The sequence below is a fragment of the Microbacterium maritypicum genome (assembly GCF_008868125.1).
GTDB lineage: Bacteria > Actinomycetota > Actinomycetes > Actinomycetales > Microbacteriaceae > Microbacterium > Microbacterium maritypicum.
Genome location: NZ_WAAQ01000001.1, coordinates 1882399 through 1898754, shown reverse-complemented (window position 1 = coordinate 1898754; position 16356 = coordinate 1882399). Strand labels below are relative to the sequence as shown.

19 protein-coding genes and 1 tRNA gene are annotated in these 16356 nt (G+C 66.9%); 18 read left to right on the top strand and 2 right to left on the bottom strand.

Going from position 1 to position 16356, the window contains the following annotated elements; genetic code table 11:
- Nucleotides 1-21: 21 nt before the first annotated feature.
- Nucleotides 22-2748: a pyruvate dehydrogenase (acetyl-transferring), homodimeric type gene (gene aceE, locus F6W70_RS09175; RefSeq protein ID WP_151486450.1), complete on the bottom strand. Its 2727-nt coding sequence runs from the start codon at nt 2746-2748 to the stop codon at nt 22-24.
- Nucleotides 2749-2901: 153 nt separating this feature from the next.
- Between aceE and F6W70_RS09170 the strand changes: the two genes are divergently transcribed.
- Nucleotides 2902-2974: transfer RNA gene (locus tag F6W70_RS09170), tRNA-Val, on the top strand.
- On the opposite strand, the gene F6W70_RS18040 is transcribed toward F6W70_RS09170, so the two are convergent.
- Nucleotides 2934-3155 (bottom strand): helix-turn-helix domain-containing protein, encoded by a 222-nt coding sequence (locus F6W70_RS18040; protein WP_353936669.1) that lies wholly within the window; start codon nt 3153-3155, stop codon nt 2934-2936. The genes F6W70_RS09170 and F6W70_RS18040 overlap by 41 nt on opposite strands.
- Before the next feature lie 161 nt (nt 3156-3316).
- Between F6W70_RS18040 and F6W70_RS09160 the strand changes: the two genes are divergently transcribed.
- The 17 genes from F6W70_RS09160 (at nt 3317) to F6W70_RS09080 (ending at nt 16352) form a co-directional block, all read left to right on the top strand.
- The gene (locus F6W70_RS09160; RefSeq protein ID WP_151486449.1) at nt 3317-3526 is read left to right on the top strand and encodes a helix-turn-helix domain-containing protein; all 210 of its coding nucleotides are present in this window, start codon (nt 3317-3319) and stop codon (nt 3524-3526) included.
- A gap of 6 nt (nt 3527-3532) precedes the next feature.
- Nucleotides 3533-3805, top strand: coding sequence for a hypothetical protein (locus F6W70_RS09155; RefSeq protein WP_151486448.1), 273 nt, complete (start codon nt 3533-3535; stop codon nt 3803-3805).
- On the top strand, nt 3775-4050 hold the full coding sequence (locus F6W70_RS09150; protein ID WP_170287872.1) for a hypothetical protein: 276 nt from the start codon (nt 3775-3777) through the stop codon (nt 4048-4050). Before F6W70_RS09155 ends, F6W70_RS09150 begins: the two co-directional genes overlap by 31 nt.
- Before the next feature lie 85 nt (nt 4051-4135).
- Nucleotides 4136-4363: a hypothetical protein gene (locus F6W70_RS09145; protein WP_151486446.1), complete on the top strand. Its 228-nt coding sequence runs from the start codon at nt 4136-4138 to the stop codon at nt 4361-4363.
- 138 nt (nt 4364-4501) lie between these two features.
- Entirely contained in the window at nt 4502-5803 is a 1302-nt protein-coding gene (locus F6W70_RS09140) for a DNA primase family protein (RefSeq protein WP_151486445.1), read from the top strand.
- Between the two features lie 276 nt (nt 5804-6079).
- A complete protein-coding gene (locus F6W70_RS09135) occupies nt 6080-6400 on the top strand; it encodes a hypothetical protein (RefSeq protein WP_151486444.1) in 321 nt (106 codons plus the stop codon).
- Nucleotides 6401-6479: 79 nt separating this feature from the next.
- Complete coding sequence (locus tag F6W70_RS09130; protein WP_151486443.1) at nt 6480-8102, top strand: hypothetical protein; 1623 nt, start codon at nt 6480-6482, stop codon at nt 8100-8102.
- 96 nt (nt 8103-8198) lie between these two features.
- Nucleotides 8199-9305, top strand: a complete 1107-nt coding sequence (locus F6W70_RS09125; protein ID WP_151486442.1) for a hypothetical protein — start codon at nt 8199-8201, stop codon at nt 9303-9305.
- Nucleotide 9306: 1 nt separating this feature from the next.
- The gene (locus F6W70_RS09120) at nt 9307-9582 is read left to right on the top strand and encodes an Acb2/Tad1 domain-containing protein (RefSeq protein ID WP_151486441.1); all 276 of its coding nucleotides are present in this window, start codon (nt 9307-9309) and stop codon (nt 9580-9582) included.
- Nucleotides 9579-11291, top strand: coding sequence for a hypothetical protein (locus F6W70_RS09115; RefSeq protein WP_151486440.1), 1713 nt, complete (start codon nt 9579-9581; stop codon nt 11289-11291). Before F6W70_RS09120 ends, F6W70_RS09115 begins: the two co-directional genes overlap by 4 nt.
- A gap of 2 nt (nt 11292-11293) precedes the next feature.
- Nucleotides 11294-11710 carry a hypothetical protein gene (locus F6W70_RS09110; RefSeq protein ID WP_151486439.1) on the top strand — a complete coding sequence of 139 codons (417 nt, stop codon included), beginning with the start codon at nt 11294-11296 and terminating at the stop codon, nt 11708-11710.
- Nucleotides 11700-12098, top strand: a complete 399-nt coding sequence (locus F6W70_RS09105; RefSeq protein ID WP_151486438.1) for a hypothetical protein — start codon at nt 11700-11702, stop codon at nt 12096-12098. Before F6W70_RS09110 ends, F6W70_RS09105 begins: the two co-directional genes overlap by 11 nt.
- 2 nt (nt 12099-12100) lie before the next feature.
- Nucleotides 12101-12508 (top strand): hypothetical protein, encoded by a 408-nt coding sequence (locus tag F6W70_RS09100; protein WP_151486437.1) that lies wholly within the window; start codon nt 12101-12103, stop codon nt 12506-12508.
- A gap of 1 nt (nt 12509) precedes the next feature.
- The gene (locus tag F6W70_RS09095; RefSeq protein WP_151486436.1) at nt 12510-13010 is read left to right on the top strand and encodes a hypothetical protein; all 501 of its coding nucleotides are present in this window, start codon (nt 12510-12512) and stop codon (nt 13008-13010) included.
- Nucleotides 13010-14344 (top strand): hypothetical protein, encoded by a 1335-nt coding sequence (locus tag F6W70_RS09090; RefSeq protein ID WP_151486435.1) that lies wholly within the window; start codon nt 13010-13012, stop codon nt 14342-14344. The genes F6W70_RS09095 and F6W70_RS09090 overlap by 1 nt, the downstream gene beginning before the upstream one ends.
- Nucleotides 14341-14691 carry a hypothetical protein gene (locus F6W70_RS09085; RefSeq protein ID WP_151486434.1) on the top strand — a complete coding sequence of 117 codons (351 nt, stop codon included), beginning with the start codon at nt 14341-14343 and terminating at the stop codon, nt 14689-14691. The genes F6W70_RS09090 and F6W70_RS09085 overlap by 4 nt, the downstream gene beginning before the upstream one ends.
- Nucleotides 14688-16352 carry a hypothetical protein gene (locus tag F6W70_RS09080; RefSeq protein ID WP_151486433.1) on the top strand — a complete coding sequence of 555 codons (1665 nt, stop codon included), beginning with the start codon at nt 14688-14690 and terminating at the stop codon, nt 16350-16352. The genes F6W70_RS09085 and F6W70_RS09080 overlap by 4 nt, the downstream gene beginning before the upstream one ends.
- The last annotated feature ends 4 nt before the right edge of the window (nt 16353-16356 follow it).

Genomic DNA, 16356 nt, shown 5'->3' with positions numbered 1-16356 from the left:
GGAGAACCTGTCACCGAGGGCTCAGCTTTCGCCGCCCGCGTTGCCGCTGGTGCCGGCGTTCACATCGTGCAGGCTGTACTTCTGGATGGCCTGCGCGGCGAGCGAGCGGTCGACGACCCCGTCTTCGGCGAGCGACTGCAGGGTGCGCACCACGATCGACGGGCCGTCGATCTTGAAGAAGCGACGGGCAGCGGCACGGGTGTCCGAGAAGCCGAAACCGTCGGCGCCGAGCGTGGCGAAGCGGTTCGGCACCCACGGACGGATCTGGTCCTGCACGGCGTGCATGAAGTCGCTGACGGCGACCACGGGGCCTTCGGCGCCCTGCAGCTTCTGGGTGAGGTACGCGGTGTGAGGCTCTTCCTCCGGGTGCAGGAAGTTGTGCTCGTCGGCGGCGAGGCCGTCGCGGCGCAGCTCGGTCCACGAGGTGACCGACCAGACGTCGGCGATCATACCCCAGTCGTTCTTCAGCAGCTGCTGTGCCTCGAGGGCCCAGGGGAGTCCGACGCCCGAGGCGAAGAGCTGGGCACGGGGGCCTTCGCCCTCGCCGACCGAGACGCGGTGGATGCCGCGCACGATGCCGTCGACGTCCACGTTCTCCGGCTCCGCCGGCATCACCATCGGCTCGTTGTAGAGCGTGATGTAGTACATGACGTTCGGGTCTTCGTGGTTGCCGCCGTACATGCGCTCGAGACCGGAGCGCATGATGTGCGCGATCTCATAGCCGTACGCCGGGTCGTACGAGACCGTCGCCGGGTTGGTGGCGGCGAGCAGGTGCGAGTGGCCGTCGGCGTGCTGCAGACCCTCACCCGTGAGGGTGGTGCGCCCTGCCGTCGCGCCCATGATGAACCCGCGGGCCATCTGGTCGCCGGCTGCCCACTGGGCGTCGCCCGTGCGCTGGAATCCGAACATCGAGTAGAAGAGGTAGATCGGGATCAGCGGCTCGCCGTGCGTGGCGTACGACGTGCCGGCCGCGGTGAACGCCGCGAGGGCGCCCGCCTCGTTGATGCCGACGTGGACGATCTGGCCCTGCGGGCTCTCCTTGTAGGCGAGGAGGAGTTCGCGGTCGACCGAGGTGTAGTGCTGGCCGTTCGGGTTGTAGATCTTCGCCGAAGGGAAGTAGGCGTCCATTCCGAAGGTGCGTGCCTCATCCGGGATGATCGGGACGATGCGGTGACCGAAGTCCTTGGAACGCAGCAGGTCTTTCAGCAGACGGACGAACGCCATGGTCGTGGCGATCTCCTGCGTGCCAGAGCCCTTCTTGGGTAGGGCGTAGGCGGTGTCATCCGGCAGCGAGAGGCCGACATGGGTAGAGCGGCGTTCCGGCAGGAAGCCGCCGAGCGCGTTTCGACGCTCGAGCATGTACTGGATCGTCTCGTCCTGGGGGCCCGGGTTGTAGTACGGGGGCAGGTACGGGTTCTCCTCGAGCTGCGAATCCGTGATCGGGATGTGCATCGCGTCGCGGAACGTCTTGAGGTTGTCCAGCGTCATCTTCTTCATCTGGTGGGTCGCGTTGCGGCCCTCGAAGTGCGGACCGAGGCCGTAGCCCTTGACGGTCTTCGCGAGGATGACGGTGGGCTTGCCCTTGTGCTCGGTCGCTGCCTTGAACGCGGCGTAGACCTTGCGGTAGTCGTGGCCACCGCGCTTGAGGTTCCAGATGTCGTCGTCGGAGTAGTCCTTGACGAGGGCTGCGGCGCGCTCGTCGCGGCCGAAGAAGTGCTCACGGACGTACGCGCCGGACTCGGCCTTGTACGTCTGGTAATCGCCGTCGGGGGTGACGTTCATCAGGTTGAGCAGCGCGCCCTCGGTGTCGCGGGCGAGCAGGTCGTCCCATTCGCGACCCCAGACGACCTTGATGACGTTCCAGCCCGCACCGCGGAAGAACGACTCGAGCTCCTGGATGATCTTGCCGTTGCCTCGCACGGGCCCGTCGAGACGCTGCAGGTTGCAGTTCACGACGAACGTCAGGTTGTCGAGGCCCTCGTTCGCGGCGACCTGCAGCTGTCCGCGGCTCTCGACCTCGTCCATCTCGCCATCGCCCAGGAAGGCCCAGACACGCGACTGGGACGTGTCCTTGATGCCGCGGTTCTCGAGGTACTTGTTCGACATCGCCTGGTAGATCGCGTTGATCGGGCCGAGGCCCATCGACACGGTCGGAAACTGCCAGTACTCCGGCATAAGGCGCGGGTGCGGGTAGGACGGGATGCCGTAGGGGGCGTGCGACTTCTCCTGGCGGAATCCGTCGAGCTGGTCCTCGGTCAGGCGTCCTTCGAGGTACGACCGGGCATAGGTACCGGGGGAGGCGTGACCCTGGATGAAGATCTGGTCTGCACCACCGGGGTTGTCCGCACCCTTGAAGAAGTGGTTGAAGCCCACCTCGTAGAGAGCCGCCGAGGAGGCGTAGGTCGAGATGTGGCCGCCGACGCCGATGCCGGGTCGCTGAGCGCGGTGCACCGTGATCGCGGCGTTCCAGCGGATCCAGGCGCGGTAGCGGCGCTCGACCTCCTCGTCACCGGGGAACTCGGGCTCGTTCTCCGATGCGATGGTGTTGATGTAGTCCGTCGTCGGGACCATCGGCACGCCCAGGTGCAGCTCCTTCGAGCGCTTGAGCAGGCTGAGCATGATCTCGCGGCCGCGGCCGTGGCCCTTGGCATCCACCAGCTCATCGAGGGACTGCTGCCACTCGCCGGTCTCCTCCGGATCGCTGTCGAGGGGGCCCTGGGAGTACGGATCCTGGTCGTGCACGGTCACGGGGGAACCTTTCGTCAAGCTGGCAGGTCATGCCAAGGAAACGGGAAGCGACACGGGCAGCCTTGTCAGCTGTGCACAACGCGCGCCGGATTCAGCCTATCCCTCTTCTACGACACGGGTGCGCATCGGCCTCCCGATAGACTGACGACACCAGGGCCTTTAGCTCAGCTGGTAGAGCGCCACGTTTACACCGTGGATGTCGTCGGTTCGATCCCGGCAGGGCCCACCGGATTCGGTGCGCTGACCTCTCCCACGAGGTAGCCCACCGTCGTGTTCAGGCGGGCCGCCACTGCGACGAGCTGCTCGATGCTGAATCGCTGCTCGGCACGCAGCTTCTTGCCGACGCCCGTCGCCTCGATGCCGAGAAGCTCGGCAAGGTCCTTGTTCTTCACGCGCTGTTCCCACATCAGGGTGTGGATGCGACGACCGACGATGACATCGACCGGCTCACTCGTCCGGATCGGGCTCACTGTGCTCATATCGGCATGCTAGCGGACATAGCGGACATTCTGCCTGAGTAGTTCCTGATATTCCCGATACTGCCAATTTGTCTGCTATCGTCCGAAACATGCCAAAAAGTCAGCTTCCGGATCCAGAGCAGATCGTCTGGATCACGCCTGCAGAGGCGGCGACCGCCCTCGGCGTGACGACCAAGACAGTCTCCCGTCTTGCCGAACGGGGCGAGGTTCGCGCGATTAGACCGGGTGGCACGCAACGTCGCTACGCCGCCGCCGACATCGAGGCGATCCTTGCTCGAGAGCCGTGGGATGCAGCGTGAGCGGCGATGAGCCCGCATCGAACGTTCCCGGTCGAGTCGCGGACGCCGCACATCTCGCCCGCGAGCTTCCTGTTCATGCGCTCGGAGATCGAGCGTCTGCAACGGGAGCTGGCGTCGGCGGAACGCGAGCTGTTCGCGGTCAGGGTCGACCGCGATCACTGGTACATGAAAGCGAACTACACGCCCGAGCAGATCGCGGAGTTCTATCACCGCGCGAGTCAGGGCCTCGACGAGAACGGAGCATGGCTATGGCCGGACAGCGTGAGAACGACGAGGTGACGCGCGACGTTGAGGCGTCGTTCGAGAAGATCAAGCAGTTGCGGCCCTCGCACCGCACGCTCTCGATGTGGAGCGACATGCGGCAATGTCTGGAGAACATCCGGATGGTGGAGTTCCACCTCGGGTTGCTTCCTGAGAAACCGGCCGGCGCGATCGACTTCGGCGCGATCGAGGTGCAGCTCACGGATGCTCGCATGGCAATCGGGATGCTCGCTCTCGCCCTCGCGGAAGGTGCGGACTCATGATCAATGGCTCGATTCTCCTGATCATCGTCGGCGCTTATCTCGCGTACCGGCTCGGTTGCTGGGTGCACGATCGGGAGACCCGGTCATGATCCTTGAGCAGGCCGCGCTCCAGACCCGTATCTGGGATGCACTCACCGAGAGTCTCGTACCCGCGGCAATTCAATCGCCCGAGGACGAGATCGTGACGCACGTCATCCCGCACGACGCGGACGGCGATCTGTTCGTCATCGACGGAGTAATCGACGTGAGCGTGCTCGTGCGCGCCGTCGTCGATGAGCTCTGGCCAGACGTCGAGAGCGGCGGCCAGCCGTGACCGCGTTGACGTGCCTGCTCGGGGTTCACGTTCCGGACTCGGTCACGATCTTCGAGGTGCGCGGTGGTCGGTCTGTCATCGTCGTGGGCGTGCGCTGCGCGCGGTGCGGCATACGCATCTCTGAGGAGGTGATCCCCTTTGCCGAGCTTCCTGCATCCGGAGACGGGTCGATTTGATGCCACGCTGCTCGCGGATCACATCGCGCACGAGCCCACGAAGCTCGGGCGCGATTTCGCGGGTGACCTGTATGAGTACCGCGAAGGCGTGTACGTCCGCGACGAGCGGGTCGTCACCCGCCGCTGCGCGAAAGCCCTCGGTGCGTCGTACACGAAGAACGTCGAGACTCAGGCCGCCGCGCACCTGCTGAACATCGATCTCACCGAGGTTGGTCTGCCCGAGCTGCCCCGCGGCTACCTCGACTACATCGTGCTCGAGAACGGCGTCTACTGGTGGCAAGACGACCAGTTCACACCTCACAGCGAGATGCTCGGCGCGCTCACCAAGCTCCCGATCACGTATGACCCGATCGCGTTGCCCCACACTTTCCGGGACTGGCTGAGCCAGGTCTTCGAGAGCGACGATGAGATGCTGCGCCACATGTGGGAGGTGCTCGGCTACCTGCTTATGACCGGCAACCCGCTCCAGAAGATCATCCTGCTCTACGGTGGCGGTGGCGACGGTAAGGGCACCCTCATGCGGCTGATCCGGGCGATGCTCGGCAAGGCGAACTACTCCAGCGTCTCGATGCATCAGCTCGTCGAGGACAGGTTCGCGTCCTCGAACCTCTACGGCAAGACGGCGAACATCTCGGGCGACCTGTCCGCGGCGTTCCTCCGCGACCCGCAGATCCTCAAAGAGATCACCGGTGGTGACTCGATCTCCGCCTCGCGCAAGCACGGCCAGGCGTTCGAGTACGTGCCCTACGCGGTGCCGCTGTTCGCGATGAACCCGCCGTTCTTCCGCGTCTCCGACACCTCATACGGGTGGCGCCGGCGGTGGATGGTGATCGAGTTCCCGCACAAGATCGAGAACGAGTCCGGGGCGGTCTTCGACGAGTCCGTGCTGCACGACGACGCCCCTGGCATCTTCAACGAGGCCATGCTGGGCCTGCGACGGGTCATGGAGCGCGGGAAGTTCGACCCGCCCGCCGCCGCCCTGGACGTCACGAAGCGCCTGCACGACGAGGCGGACCCGTTCCTCACCTGGCTCGACGAGGACGACGCTGTGTGGCTCGGTGAGGACCAGTCGAGTCCGAAGGACGATGTGTACAAGGCGTACACGTCGTGGTCGCGGCGCAACGGCTACCAGGCCATGAACAGCGCCTCCCTCGCGCAGCGCCTCAAGCAGCACGGCGTCACCGCGACCCGCCCCCGCGTCGGCGGCGCTCGCATCCACCACTACCAGGGCATCGGCGTGATCCTGACGCCGGGTTCCGCATGAGCGTCCTGGGCTGGTCAGGGCTGACCGCGGTCAGGGCAAACGGGCCTGGCCCGCTCCCCGCGCCCCACATTCAACTGAGCTTCGCCGATGGAATGGGGGTGGTCAGGGCTGTGGTCAGGGTCTGGTCAGGGCTGTGGTCAGCCCTCGAACCCAGGCAGGGGGCGGGCTGGTCAGGGCGGTCAGCCCTATCTCCTACTTACTCTCACGTAAAGAGAAGAGAGAAGAGAAGTAGAGCAACAGCCCTGACCGCCCTGACCGCCCTGACCGGAGAGCATCGTGACCGACAAGCACCGCGACCCCGAGTACATCCGCAACGCGAAGATCGTGCGTGCTCGGGTGCGGCGGTCGTGGCGTCTCGGGCAGGACGTGTACTGCTGGCGCACCGGTCGGATGCTCGTGCCGGGTCGCCCGTTCGACGTGGGCCACATCGACCCGGACGGCGGTCACTCCATCGCGAACCTCGCACCCGAGACCGTGAAGAGCAACCGATCGGAGGGTGGCCGGCGCGGTGCCGCGATCACCAACGCTGCTCGCCGCGCGTCACGACCAGCCCCGCCGCCTCGACGCAGGTCGTCGGACGGGCTCGCGCCGTGGTGATCCGGTCTTTTTTTGAGCGGACGAGCAACCCCCGCCTTCGGCTCCAACTCGTCATTCTCCCCCTGAACTGGAGGTCATCGTGACTCCCGCACTGCCTACGCTCTCGGACCTGTGGGACGAGGGGACGTGGCTCGAATGGCGTTCGCGCATCGACCATCTGACGCCGATCCGCCTCGACACACTGACGACCACGGAGCAATCGCGGGGCGAGTTCATCCAGGGGGCGCGGCTGCTCCGCCTCGATCAGCGTCAGCGGGCAGGGGACGGGGGGCGCGGTCCCTCTCCTATGCAGCTCGTCATCGCTGACCTGCTCGCGTCGGGTCGGTTCATGAACGGCATCTTCGAGCCCCGCCGGTCGACGAAGACGACCGCCGTTCAGGCGGTCATGATGGGGCGATGCTGGGCTCGGGAGGACTACCGCGTCGGGTGGACGATGTTCACGACGGGCGCGAAGGCCGGCGCCCGGTTCCGTGAGGACATCGTCGCGCACCTCGACAAGCTGTACCCGACGAAGTCCGAGAGCCCGATCGCCGTCAACCTCGGCAAGGGCAGCGAGCAGCTCACGTTCAAGCACACGGGCGCGACGCTCGTCGTGTCGACGCCGAACGGTGACGGCTTCCGATCGGGCGGGTTCGACTTCGCCTTCGGTGACGAGGGTGGCGAGGCCGATGTCGAGCAGGGCGCGGACGTCGTGCGCGCCGTCATCCCGACGATGGACACGAAGCCGGGTGCGCAGTTCGTGATCGCGGGGACCGGTCAGAAGTGGCGCACCGGGCAGCTCCTCTGGGAGACGCTGCACGACGACGACGCCGCGGTTGCATGGCACGGTATCCCCGAGAACGTCGACCGCGCCGAGCTCGTGTCCTGGGAGCCGGATCTCCCGCACCCGAAGACGGGTGCAACGGGCGGACGGATGCGGGAGTGGATCGAGCGCACCCACCCCGGCATGGGGTTCACGACGCTCGCGGGAGCCCCGAAGCGCTCCTACGATCGGGTGCCGCTCGATGACTTCCTCATCGAGTACGGCGGGCAGTTCGGGTTCGAGGGCGCGGCCGACGTGCTGATCCCGCCCGCACACCTGGAGCGCGCATTGCGTCGCTCCGAGTTCCCGCCGCCGCCTGCGAAGTTCTCGGCCGCTCTCAAGGTCCACCACCTCGGCCACGCCGCGTCGCTCGCTATCGCATGGGAGTACCAGGAGCCCGGCGACCTGGTGACGGATGCGCTCGAGCTCGTGGGGGAACAAGGCCGGAAGATGAAGCGCGCCGTCGCGCTGTGGTGGTGGCAGCCCGGCACGACGAACCTCGAACGGGAGGTGCTGTCCCGGATCCGCCGCCGGCCCACGACGCTGCACTACGACAAGCGCGGCTACACGGAGGAGATCGCGGAGAAACGCATCGCCACCGCGCGGCCGCGGATCGTGATGAAGCCGACCGTCACGGCCGACATCCCTGGGTCCACGGTGGGATTCCTGAAGGCGTTGGAGGACGACGACCTCGTGATCTTCCACCATCCCGAGCTGGAGCGGGCGGCGCGCACGGCCACACGCCAGGCGTTCGGGAACTACGGCACGTTCCGGTTCGGTCCACCGAAGAGCGACCCGGAGGCCGACGTGACACCGCTGGAGGCGTGCGCCCTCGCGCTGCGGTTCCTCGCTGACGAGCGCGAGCGCGGCAACATCGCCGACGCCATCACCTTCGGATGACGCTCGCGACACGCCGAAGATGCCAAATAATCCGCTTAAGGATAAATCGGCATGCTAGCTTGAGCGCGTGATCGCGAAGCATTCAGAGACCGGGGAGTGACGTTGGGGCTCTACAACTTCCTCACCGGCGGCAGGCGGCTGACTCAGGCCGCACCCCCGATGCTCGCTTCGCCGTACTCCGGTGACCACCTCGCGCAGGCGATCGTCGGCGACTACTTCGGACAGCTCCCCGGCGAGGCGGTCAACCGGGCTGTCGCGCGCCGCGTGCCTGAGGTTCGCCGCGCGCTGGCTGCGCATCAGTCGCTCGTGACCAAGTTGCGGTTCGAGAAGTACGTCGCGGGCACGCCCGCCGCCCGCACCGAGGATCAGCCGCACTGGGTCAGCTCCTGCGAGTACCCCGGAATGTCGCGGTGGCTCGCCGTGAAGCAGCTCGTCGAGGAGTTGTACTTCGAGGGCTTCGGCGTGCTCGGGTGCTGGCTGGACACCTCGGATCCTCAGCTCGTCTACGACTGGATCACCATTCCCCGGAATCTGTGGTCGGTCGACCCGGAGACGCAGTCCGTCGTCATCGATAAGAGCGTCCCGGCCGCGTATCGGATGCGTGCGGTCGTCGTCCCGCTGGGTAGCTCCGGCCTCCTCGTCGATGGCATCGACTCGATCCGGCAGGCGCGGAAGATCGAGATCGCGCGGCAGGCGCGCCTGGACAGCCCGCCCGCCGCGACCGAGTTGCACATTACCGACCCGGCCTTCGATGGCATGGAGCGCGAGGAGACACAGAAGCTCATCGCGAACTACAAGGAGGGCCGCAACAAGTCCTCGATCTCCGTTACCCCGACCTACATCGAGGTCAAGGAGCGCGGCACCTCGGGCTCGCTGGACCTGTTCGAGGAGGCGAAGAACTCCGTCCGCATCGACCTCGCCATGCACACCGGCGTCCCGCTGAATTTCGTCGGCGCGTCCAAGGAGGGCGGAGGGTCGGGCGGAAACGTCCAGTACCAGAACGTGAACGGCGAGACCTCCGACCTGTGGACCTTCGGGTCGTCGGAGTACGCCATCGCGATCGCTGCTGCACTGTCCGCTGACGTCGTCGTGGGTGAGGGCGCAGAGGTCCGCGCCGATGCCTCCGCGTTTGCAGTACCCGCCCCGCTGTCCATCGATCCGGAGGCGGGCGACAGCGCGTCCTCCACCATCAAGGAGAACTGACATGTCCGACAAGACCAACACCCCGGCGCCCGCATCTGACGAAAAGCCCGGCGAGACGCCGGCCACGCTGCCGCCTGAGCTGGCCTCCCGGTTCGTCACCGCGGCGACGAGCGCTGCCCCCTCGCACGACCAGGTCGCCATCGTCCGACAGAACGCCGGCGCGATCACCGCCGCCGCGGAGCAGATCAGCCAGCTTCCCGACAGCCGGTACAAGTCGCTCTCCCTCACCGCGCTCGAAGAGGCGCTGATGTGGGCCAACAAGGCGGTGTTCCAGTGACCGACGAGGCGGGCCTGTTTTCCCGCGTCGCCAACTCTCGCACCGTGAAGGGGCTGCTGCTCCCGTTCGGGGAGCTGTCCAGCCCGAGCAGCAGCAACACACCCCCGACGATGTTCAGCGCCGGGAGCGTCACCATCCCGCGTGACCCGTCGATCGTGACCCTGAACGTCGAGCACGACCGCTTCAACCCCATCGGCCGCGCCACCTCGCTGGAGGTCACGGAAGCCGGAGTCGTCGCCGAGTTCACCATCGCGACGACCGACGAAGGCGACGCGTTCCTCGCGTCCGGGACGAAGCGGAAGCTGTCGGCGGAGCTGGGCTCGCTGGTGCGCAACGGTGCCAACGCCGTCCGCTCCCGCCTGACCGGAGCCACCGTGTGCGATGCGGCCGCCTTCGCATCGGCCGCTCTGTTCTCCCTCGCCCCGGGCGTGAGCGCCGAGTTCACGGAGGAGGTTCCCTCGTCCGACGAGTACACCGCCCCGGAGTCGTCGAGCAGCTCGGAGTACGTGACCGAGTTCACGGACGACGAGGGCGTGAAGTGGCGTCGCGTCGAGACGTCGAAGCGAGAGACCACCGTCACCAAGATCACCGACTCCGCGCCCGCGGACGAGGAGAACCCCAACGCTCCTGAGGAGGAGAACATGACTGCATCCGCCGCGGGCCAGACCCCCGCTCCGCTCGTGACGCCCAACGTCGCGCCGCCCGCCAAGGACGTGGACCTCCACGCCGTGTTCACGGCAATGGCAGCGGTGAAGGCCGGCGTCCAGCTCGAGGACAATGAGAGCGCCCTGTTCGCCCTCGCCGACATCAAGACCGCCGGGGACGGCGCACTGCCCGCCGCTGGCGTGATCCAGCCGAACTGGGTCGGCAAGCTGTGGCAGGGCAAGGAGTACGTGCGCAAGTACCTCCCGCTCAACAACCACACCTTCGGTCCCATCGACCTCGGCGGCCGCGCGGGATTCCGCCTCGACGGCACCGAGGACCTGGTGCAGAAGCGCACAGGCGAGAAGACGGAGCTCCCGACTGGTTCTGCCACGACCTCCAAGCGCGAGAGCACCCGCGACAGCTTTGGCTACGCCGCCGATGTCGCCGCGGAGTGGACCTACCTCTCCGGCGGTGCTGAGGTCTTGGAGTCCTTCTGGAAGGGCGTCGCGAACTCCTACGCGAAGGTCACCGATATGGAGGCTCTCGCCACCATGTTCCGCGTCGCCTCCCGCGACACGGGCGCAGCGCTCTCCCGCATGGTGGCACCCGGCTCGCTGCCTGCCGGCACCCCCGCGAACTCCGCGTACTACCCGGGTGTGGTCCAGCTCATCCAGGCGCTCGAGGCCATCTCCGACGCAAACGACGACCCGGCCTGGGCTGTCGTCAACCCGGTCCTGTGGTCCCAGCTCATCTTCACGCCGAAGGATCTCCTGCCGGAGTTCGTCACTCTCGCTGTCGGTGTCGGCACGGGCGAGGCGGACGTCGACGGCAAGATCATCGTCCGCAAGGCGCCGCAGTCGGCGTTCATCGGCACGAAGGCGACCGACCCGCAGGTCATGGCCGGAGCGAAGAACGCCATCGAGTTCAAGGAGCTCGGCGAGACCCCGATCCAGATCGACGCCCTCAACGTCGCGAAGTTCGGCGTCGACCGCGCCACGGTCGGCTTCCTGGAGACGTTCGTCGTCCGCCCTGAGGCCACCGTCTTCATCGGCACCGCGGCCTGATCATGGAGTGGTACAGCGCGTCGGACCAGGCGTCTCGGGATCGTCTCGAAGATGCCTGGTCCGACGCGGGCGCGATCGACCCGGAGCTGTGCGAGACGCTCCTTGAGGTCGCGCGCGGTGACGTGCTGGAGTACGCCACGGCCGAGACCAACGGTGAGCAGGTCACCCGCCTGCTCACCGTGCTCGGATACCCCGCGGCCACGATCTCGATGGTCGTGGCCGCGCTGGGCGAAGTCGACCCGGGAACCCCCGCCCGGTACGTCTTCGCCCAGTTGCAGCAGGCGAAGAACTTGTTCAACGCCGGCCGGATCGTCGGCGACACGAGCGGCCCGGACGGGTTCGCTTTCGTGCCGCGGCCGCTGTCTCGGGAGATCCAGAAGATCATCCGCCCGCAGTCGGGAGTTGCTCGTGTTTTCTGACATCGCCGGAGTGCGCTCTGCGCTGAAGGCCCGCCTCGCGCCCGCGCTCCCGGACCATTGGTCGATCGAGGAGCACCTCAGTCAGCCGCCCACCGAGTACCGCTCGCCGCTGGTCACGTTCGAATTCACCCGACTTGAGTCCGCCCCGGAAGGGCAGACGCTCGGGACAGGGCAGGTCGGCGCCGCGGTCGACATCGTGCTCGGCTCGCCGAAGACCGCTGAAGGTGGCGGTGAGGACGATGTCGATCAGCTCGCCCTTACCCTCGTGCAGGTGATCGACGTCCAGTCCGACATGTACTGGTCGACTGCCGAGAAGCAGCGTCTCACCGCGGGCCAATGGGTCTGGCGCGTCCACACCATCGTCCTCACCGAATCCAAGGAGCAGTAGTCATGTCGAACATCACCAACAAGGCCTACATCGGGCAGGCCGGAACCATCGTCCTCGACGGCGACACCCAGTTCGGTGTCACCGCCTTCGGCCTCGTCCCGACGACGCCGCGAGAGACCGTCGTCGACATCTCCGGCGACGTGCAGATCTTCATCGGCAAGCCGACCTGGGTCGCGAACATCGAGTTCCACCAGGACCACATCACGGACGGCTCTCTGTCGCGGAAGTCGCCCGTCATGGCTGGCAACGTCATCCCGTTCGCGTACACCCCGCAGGATGGCGGAGAGGGCCGCTCCGGCAACATCCGCTGGGAGGACGTGCCCTTCGGCGGCAACACCGGTCGACACAGCGTCTCTCAGGGGCTCGGTGTCGTCGGCCAGCCTACGGTCATCCCCCCGGCCGGGGGCTGACATGCCCACTGGGCGGATCAGCCTTCTGGTCGATTCGCCTCTGCGGGATCTGCTCATCGCTCTGCGGGCAGTACCCGCGGAGGCGCGCAAGAGTGTCACCACGTACATGCGCAAGGAAGCAGAGCCCATCTGGTTCGAAGAGACCCGGGACCGTGCCACGACGCGCCTGCAGCAGCGGGCTCTCGTGAACACGGCCCGGGTCGGCGTCGCCACCCGGAACATCTACCTCCGCTCTGGCGGGGTCGGGAAGCTGTCGTCCGGCACGCCCGTGCCCACGGTCGCATTCGGCGCGGAGTTCGGCGGCAATCCCGACAAGCAGATCGAGCAGCGCTCCCGGAAGGGCAAGCCGTACAAGCGCCGGCTCGGGAACGTGTTCGGCGCCCCGCGTCGCGGCGGCAACGTGGTCTACCCGGCCGCACGCGCGTCGATCCCGCGCATCGCGTCCGTTGCGATCCAGTCCGCCTATCGAGCACTGCTCGACGCATTCGATGGGAAGCAGTGATGGCGAAAGTTCATGAGATCGGGATCGGTGCGGATACCCGCGCGTTCGAGGACAGCATCAAGTCCGGTGTCATCAAGCCGACCGAGGACGCCGCTGGAGCGATGGATCGCCTCGCCGACGCTACCGGCGGCACAGGGGCCGCGACTGGCAAGGCTGGGGATCAGGTCGCGAGCTTCGCCGACAAGCTCGCAGATGCCGCACGCAAGGCCGGGAAGAGCGACGACGAGATCCGCGACGCCCTCAAACAGATGGGCGTCTCAGCAGACGACGCCCGCCGCGCCGTCGACAAGCTCGGCGACGAGTTCAAGGACACCGGACGGGAAGGCGAGCGCGGGGCCGGTGAGGGCGAGCAGGGCGTCGACAAACTCGAAGATGCGCTGAAGAAGGCGCAGCGGGAGACGAAGGAGCTCGGAGACAAAGCTGACGACGCCGGCGACAAGGCGCGACGCGGGATGGAGCGTGCCGAGGAGGGCGTCAAGGACTTCAAGCAGGAGGCGCAGCAGTCTGCCCGTGAGACGGCCGCGAGCTTCGACGGCTCCTTCGAGTCGATCGCCGAACTTGGGCAGGAGATCGCCGCCAACGCCTTCGCCGGGTTCGGTCCCGCGGGTGCTGCTGCCGGTATCGCTGTGGCAGGTGCCGGCGGGGCGATGATCGAGACCTTCAACAAGGTCGAGGAGGCCGCCGAGGAGGCTCGGGACTCCGCGTTCTCGCTCGCCTACGACGTTGCCGGGGCGATGGCCACGGCTGGTTACACACAGCGCGTGAGCGAATGGACCAGCAGCACGGAGAAGTACAAGCAGGTCACTGACCTTGCTGCCGCGTCCGGACTGGATCAGGTCGATGTGATCGACGCTCTGGCCTCGGGCGGTGACAAGTTGGGGAAGCTGACTGATGCTTTCGCACGGAACGCGGAGGCGTCTGGAAAGCTCTCGCCTGGGCGGATCTGGGAACTCGAAGCGGCAGTGAAGGCGACCGGGGAAGGCTACATCAGCGGGTCAGATGCGGCGGCCGTCGCAGAGCGCGCGAACTACGAATACGCGAAGAGCGTGGGCGTCGCTACCGGGGAGACGGACGCTCTCGGCAACGCGATCTATCGGCTGCCCGATGACACCGAAGTGTCTGTGAACGCGCAGACCCAACGCGCGACCGAGGACATCCAGCGAGTCGAAGACAAGGTGAACGAGGTTGACGGCCAGGAGGCCGTGGTGAACGCGCGAGTGAACGGTCTGGACAAGGTGCGTATCGACCTCGATGCGCTGACCCGCCCTCGAACGATGACCGTGACGGCCAAGCTCAGCCAGGCGTTCTCGGCGAACATGGGGTGGAACCAGTGAGTACCACGATCACGCATGCCGGCGGCACGATATCGGCGTCGATGGCGGCGTGGGATGCGTCCGCGGAGACACGCTCGATCGTGCATCCGATCCTCGGGCGCTCTGATCCGGATATCACGCTGCGGCCCACCGGGCTTCGGCGCGGTGAGTTCACGCTCGTCTTCGCTACCGGAGCGGCGGCGGCGGCGGCGTGGACGGTGCTCTCCGAGCCGCAGCCGCTCACCCTCTCGAACTCCGGTGTGATCGAGGTGGCGATGCAGTTCGTCGTCGCGGGCGGCGACCTCAGCCATGCGCTCAGCTCCGCCGGTGTCTGGTCGTTGCGTGTCCCGTTCCAGGAGATCGCATGACCACCATCTCCGAGCACGAGGTCTCCGTCCGGCTCCTGAACCCGGGCGGCGATGTTCCGCTGTCGTGGGCGGAGAACTCCCCGGGACAGGTGACCCTCGACTCGGCGGCGTTCCCGTATGTGCAGGGCACCGTGAAGATCGCCGTCGAGGACGCCATGCTGCTCGAAGACCTCGACCCGCGCGACTCCCGCCGACTGGCCATCACCGCAGCTCGCGACGGCGGGAGCCCTCGCACGTTCAATCTCGGGGTCCGGGAGGCGACCCCGGACAGGGCTGGTGGGACCGTGACGTTGCGGCTCGCGTCCGATGAAGCGGTCCTCATGGACTACGCGCAGTTGGTCGATGACAACGGCCCACGAGCGCACCAGGCGTCGCTACGTGCGGTGTGTAACTACGTGCTCGGCAAGATCGGCGCCGCGCTGCAAGCCGGCGGCCCCGACGCGGACGTGACGGCATACTGGTCCGTCACGAACCTCGTCCCGAACCCGCGCCTCGCCAACGATGCGAATGCATGGCAGACCGGCTCCGGGGCATCCGGCGGTGGCCGTCTGGTGATGTCCGCCCCTCTGCCTCCAGTGGGCAACACGGCCTACCGGTGGACCGCTGCAGCCGGTGATTCCAATGCTGTCCCGCTCTCGGCCCTCTACCGAGTCACGCCAGGCAAGTGGTACGTGTTCACGGCGTACCTGTGCTCGGGAACAACCCGGCAGGCTCGCGCGGCGATTCAGTGGTGGAGCGCGGGCGGATCCGTGGCGTCTTCCACCTCGTACGGCGCGTTCATCACGTCCGATGTCACCGCGTTCCGTCGTGTGTCCGTGATCGCGCAGTGCCCGCCGGGAGCCGAGCAGGCGGTCCCGTACATCAACACCGTTGGCAACGCCTCGGGGAACCTGCACTACGCGTCGTGCGCGATGTTCCACGAGGGGAACGAGGTGATCCCTTACTACGACGGTGCGACGGCCGCGGGAGGCGGTTACACGTACGCGTGGCAGGCCGCAGTGCACGCCTCGACTTCGACTCGCACACCCGCGGTGGAGCGGCGCCCAGAGGCGCTCCGCTGGTCGGCCGGCGACTCCGGCATGGCGTTCCTGGAGACGCTGCTGAAGTCGGCAGGTCTTCGCATCGTGTGCGACGAGCAGCGGCGGTGGTTCCTGCGAGGCAACGACTACCGTGCTGGCGGGGCGCAGGCCTACCGGTACGGGGTGAACATCAAGACCGCCAGCGAGAGCCTGTCTCGTGACGACAACTCCTGGCGCGACGGGGCGGTGTACGAGTACATCTGGACCGACGATGACGGCATCGAGCAGCGCCGCCTCGACGCGTTCGCCCTCCCGGGTGCGTCGAAGATCGCGAAGGTCGAGCTGCGCAACACCCCCTACCCGGGTCCGGGCCGCGCGCAGTACATGGTCGAGCGCGCGCAGGGCACCGGGCGCACCGTCTCCGTGACGGCGAACCCCGCGTGGGATGAGGTCACGGACCAGGCGCTCAGCATCCTGCTCGAAGACACTCCCATCCAGACCGGCATCATCGCCAGCGTCCGCTACGACTTCGGCGACGACTCCGTGGAAATCACCAGCCGCACCACCGACACCCCGGCCGGCGCAATCGACCTGCTTGCCGGGACCATCAACAGCCTGCCTGGCACGATCAACGCGCTCTGAAAGG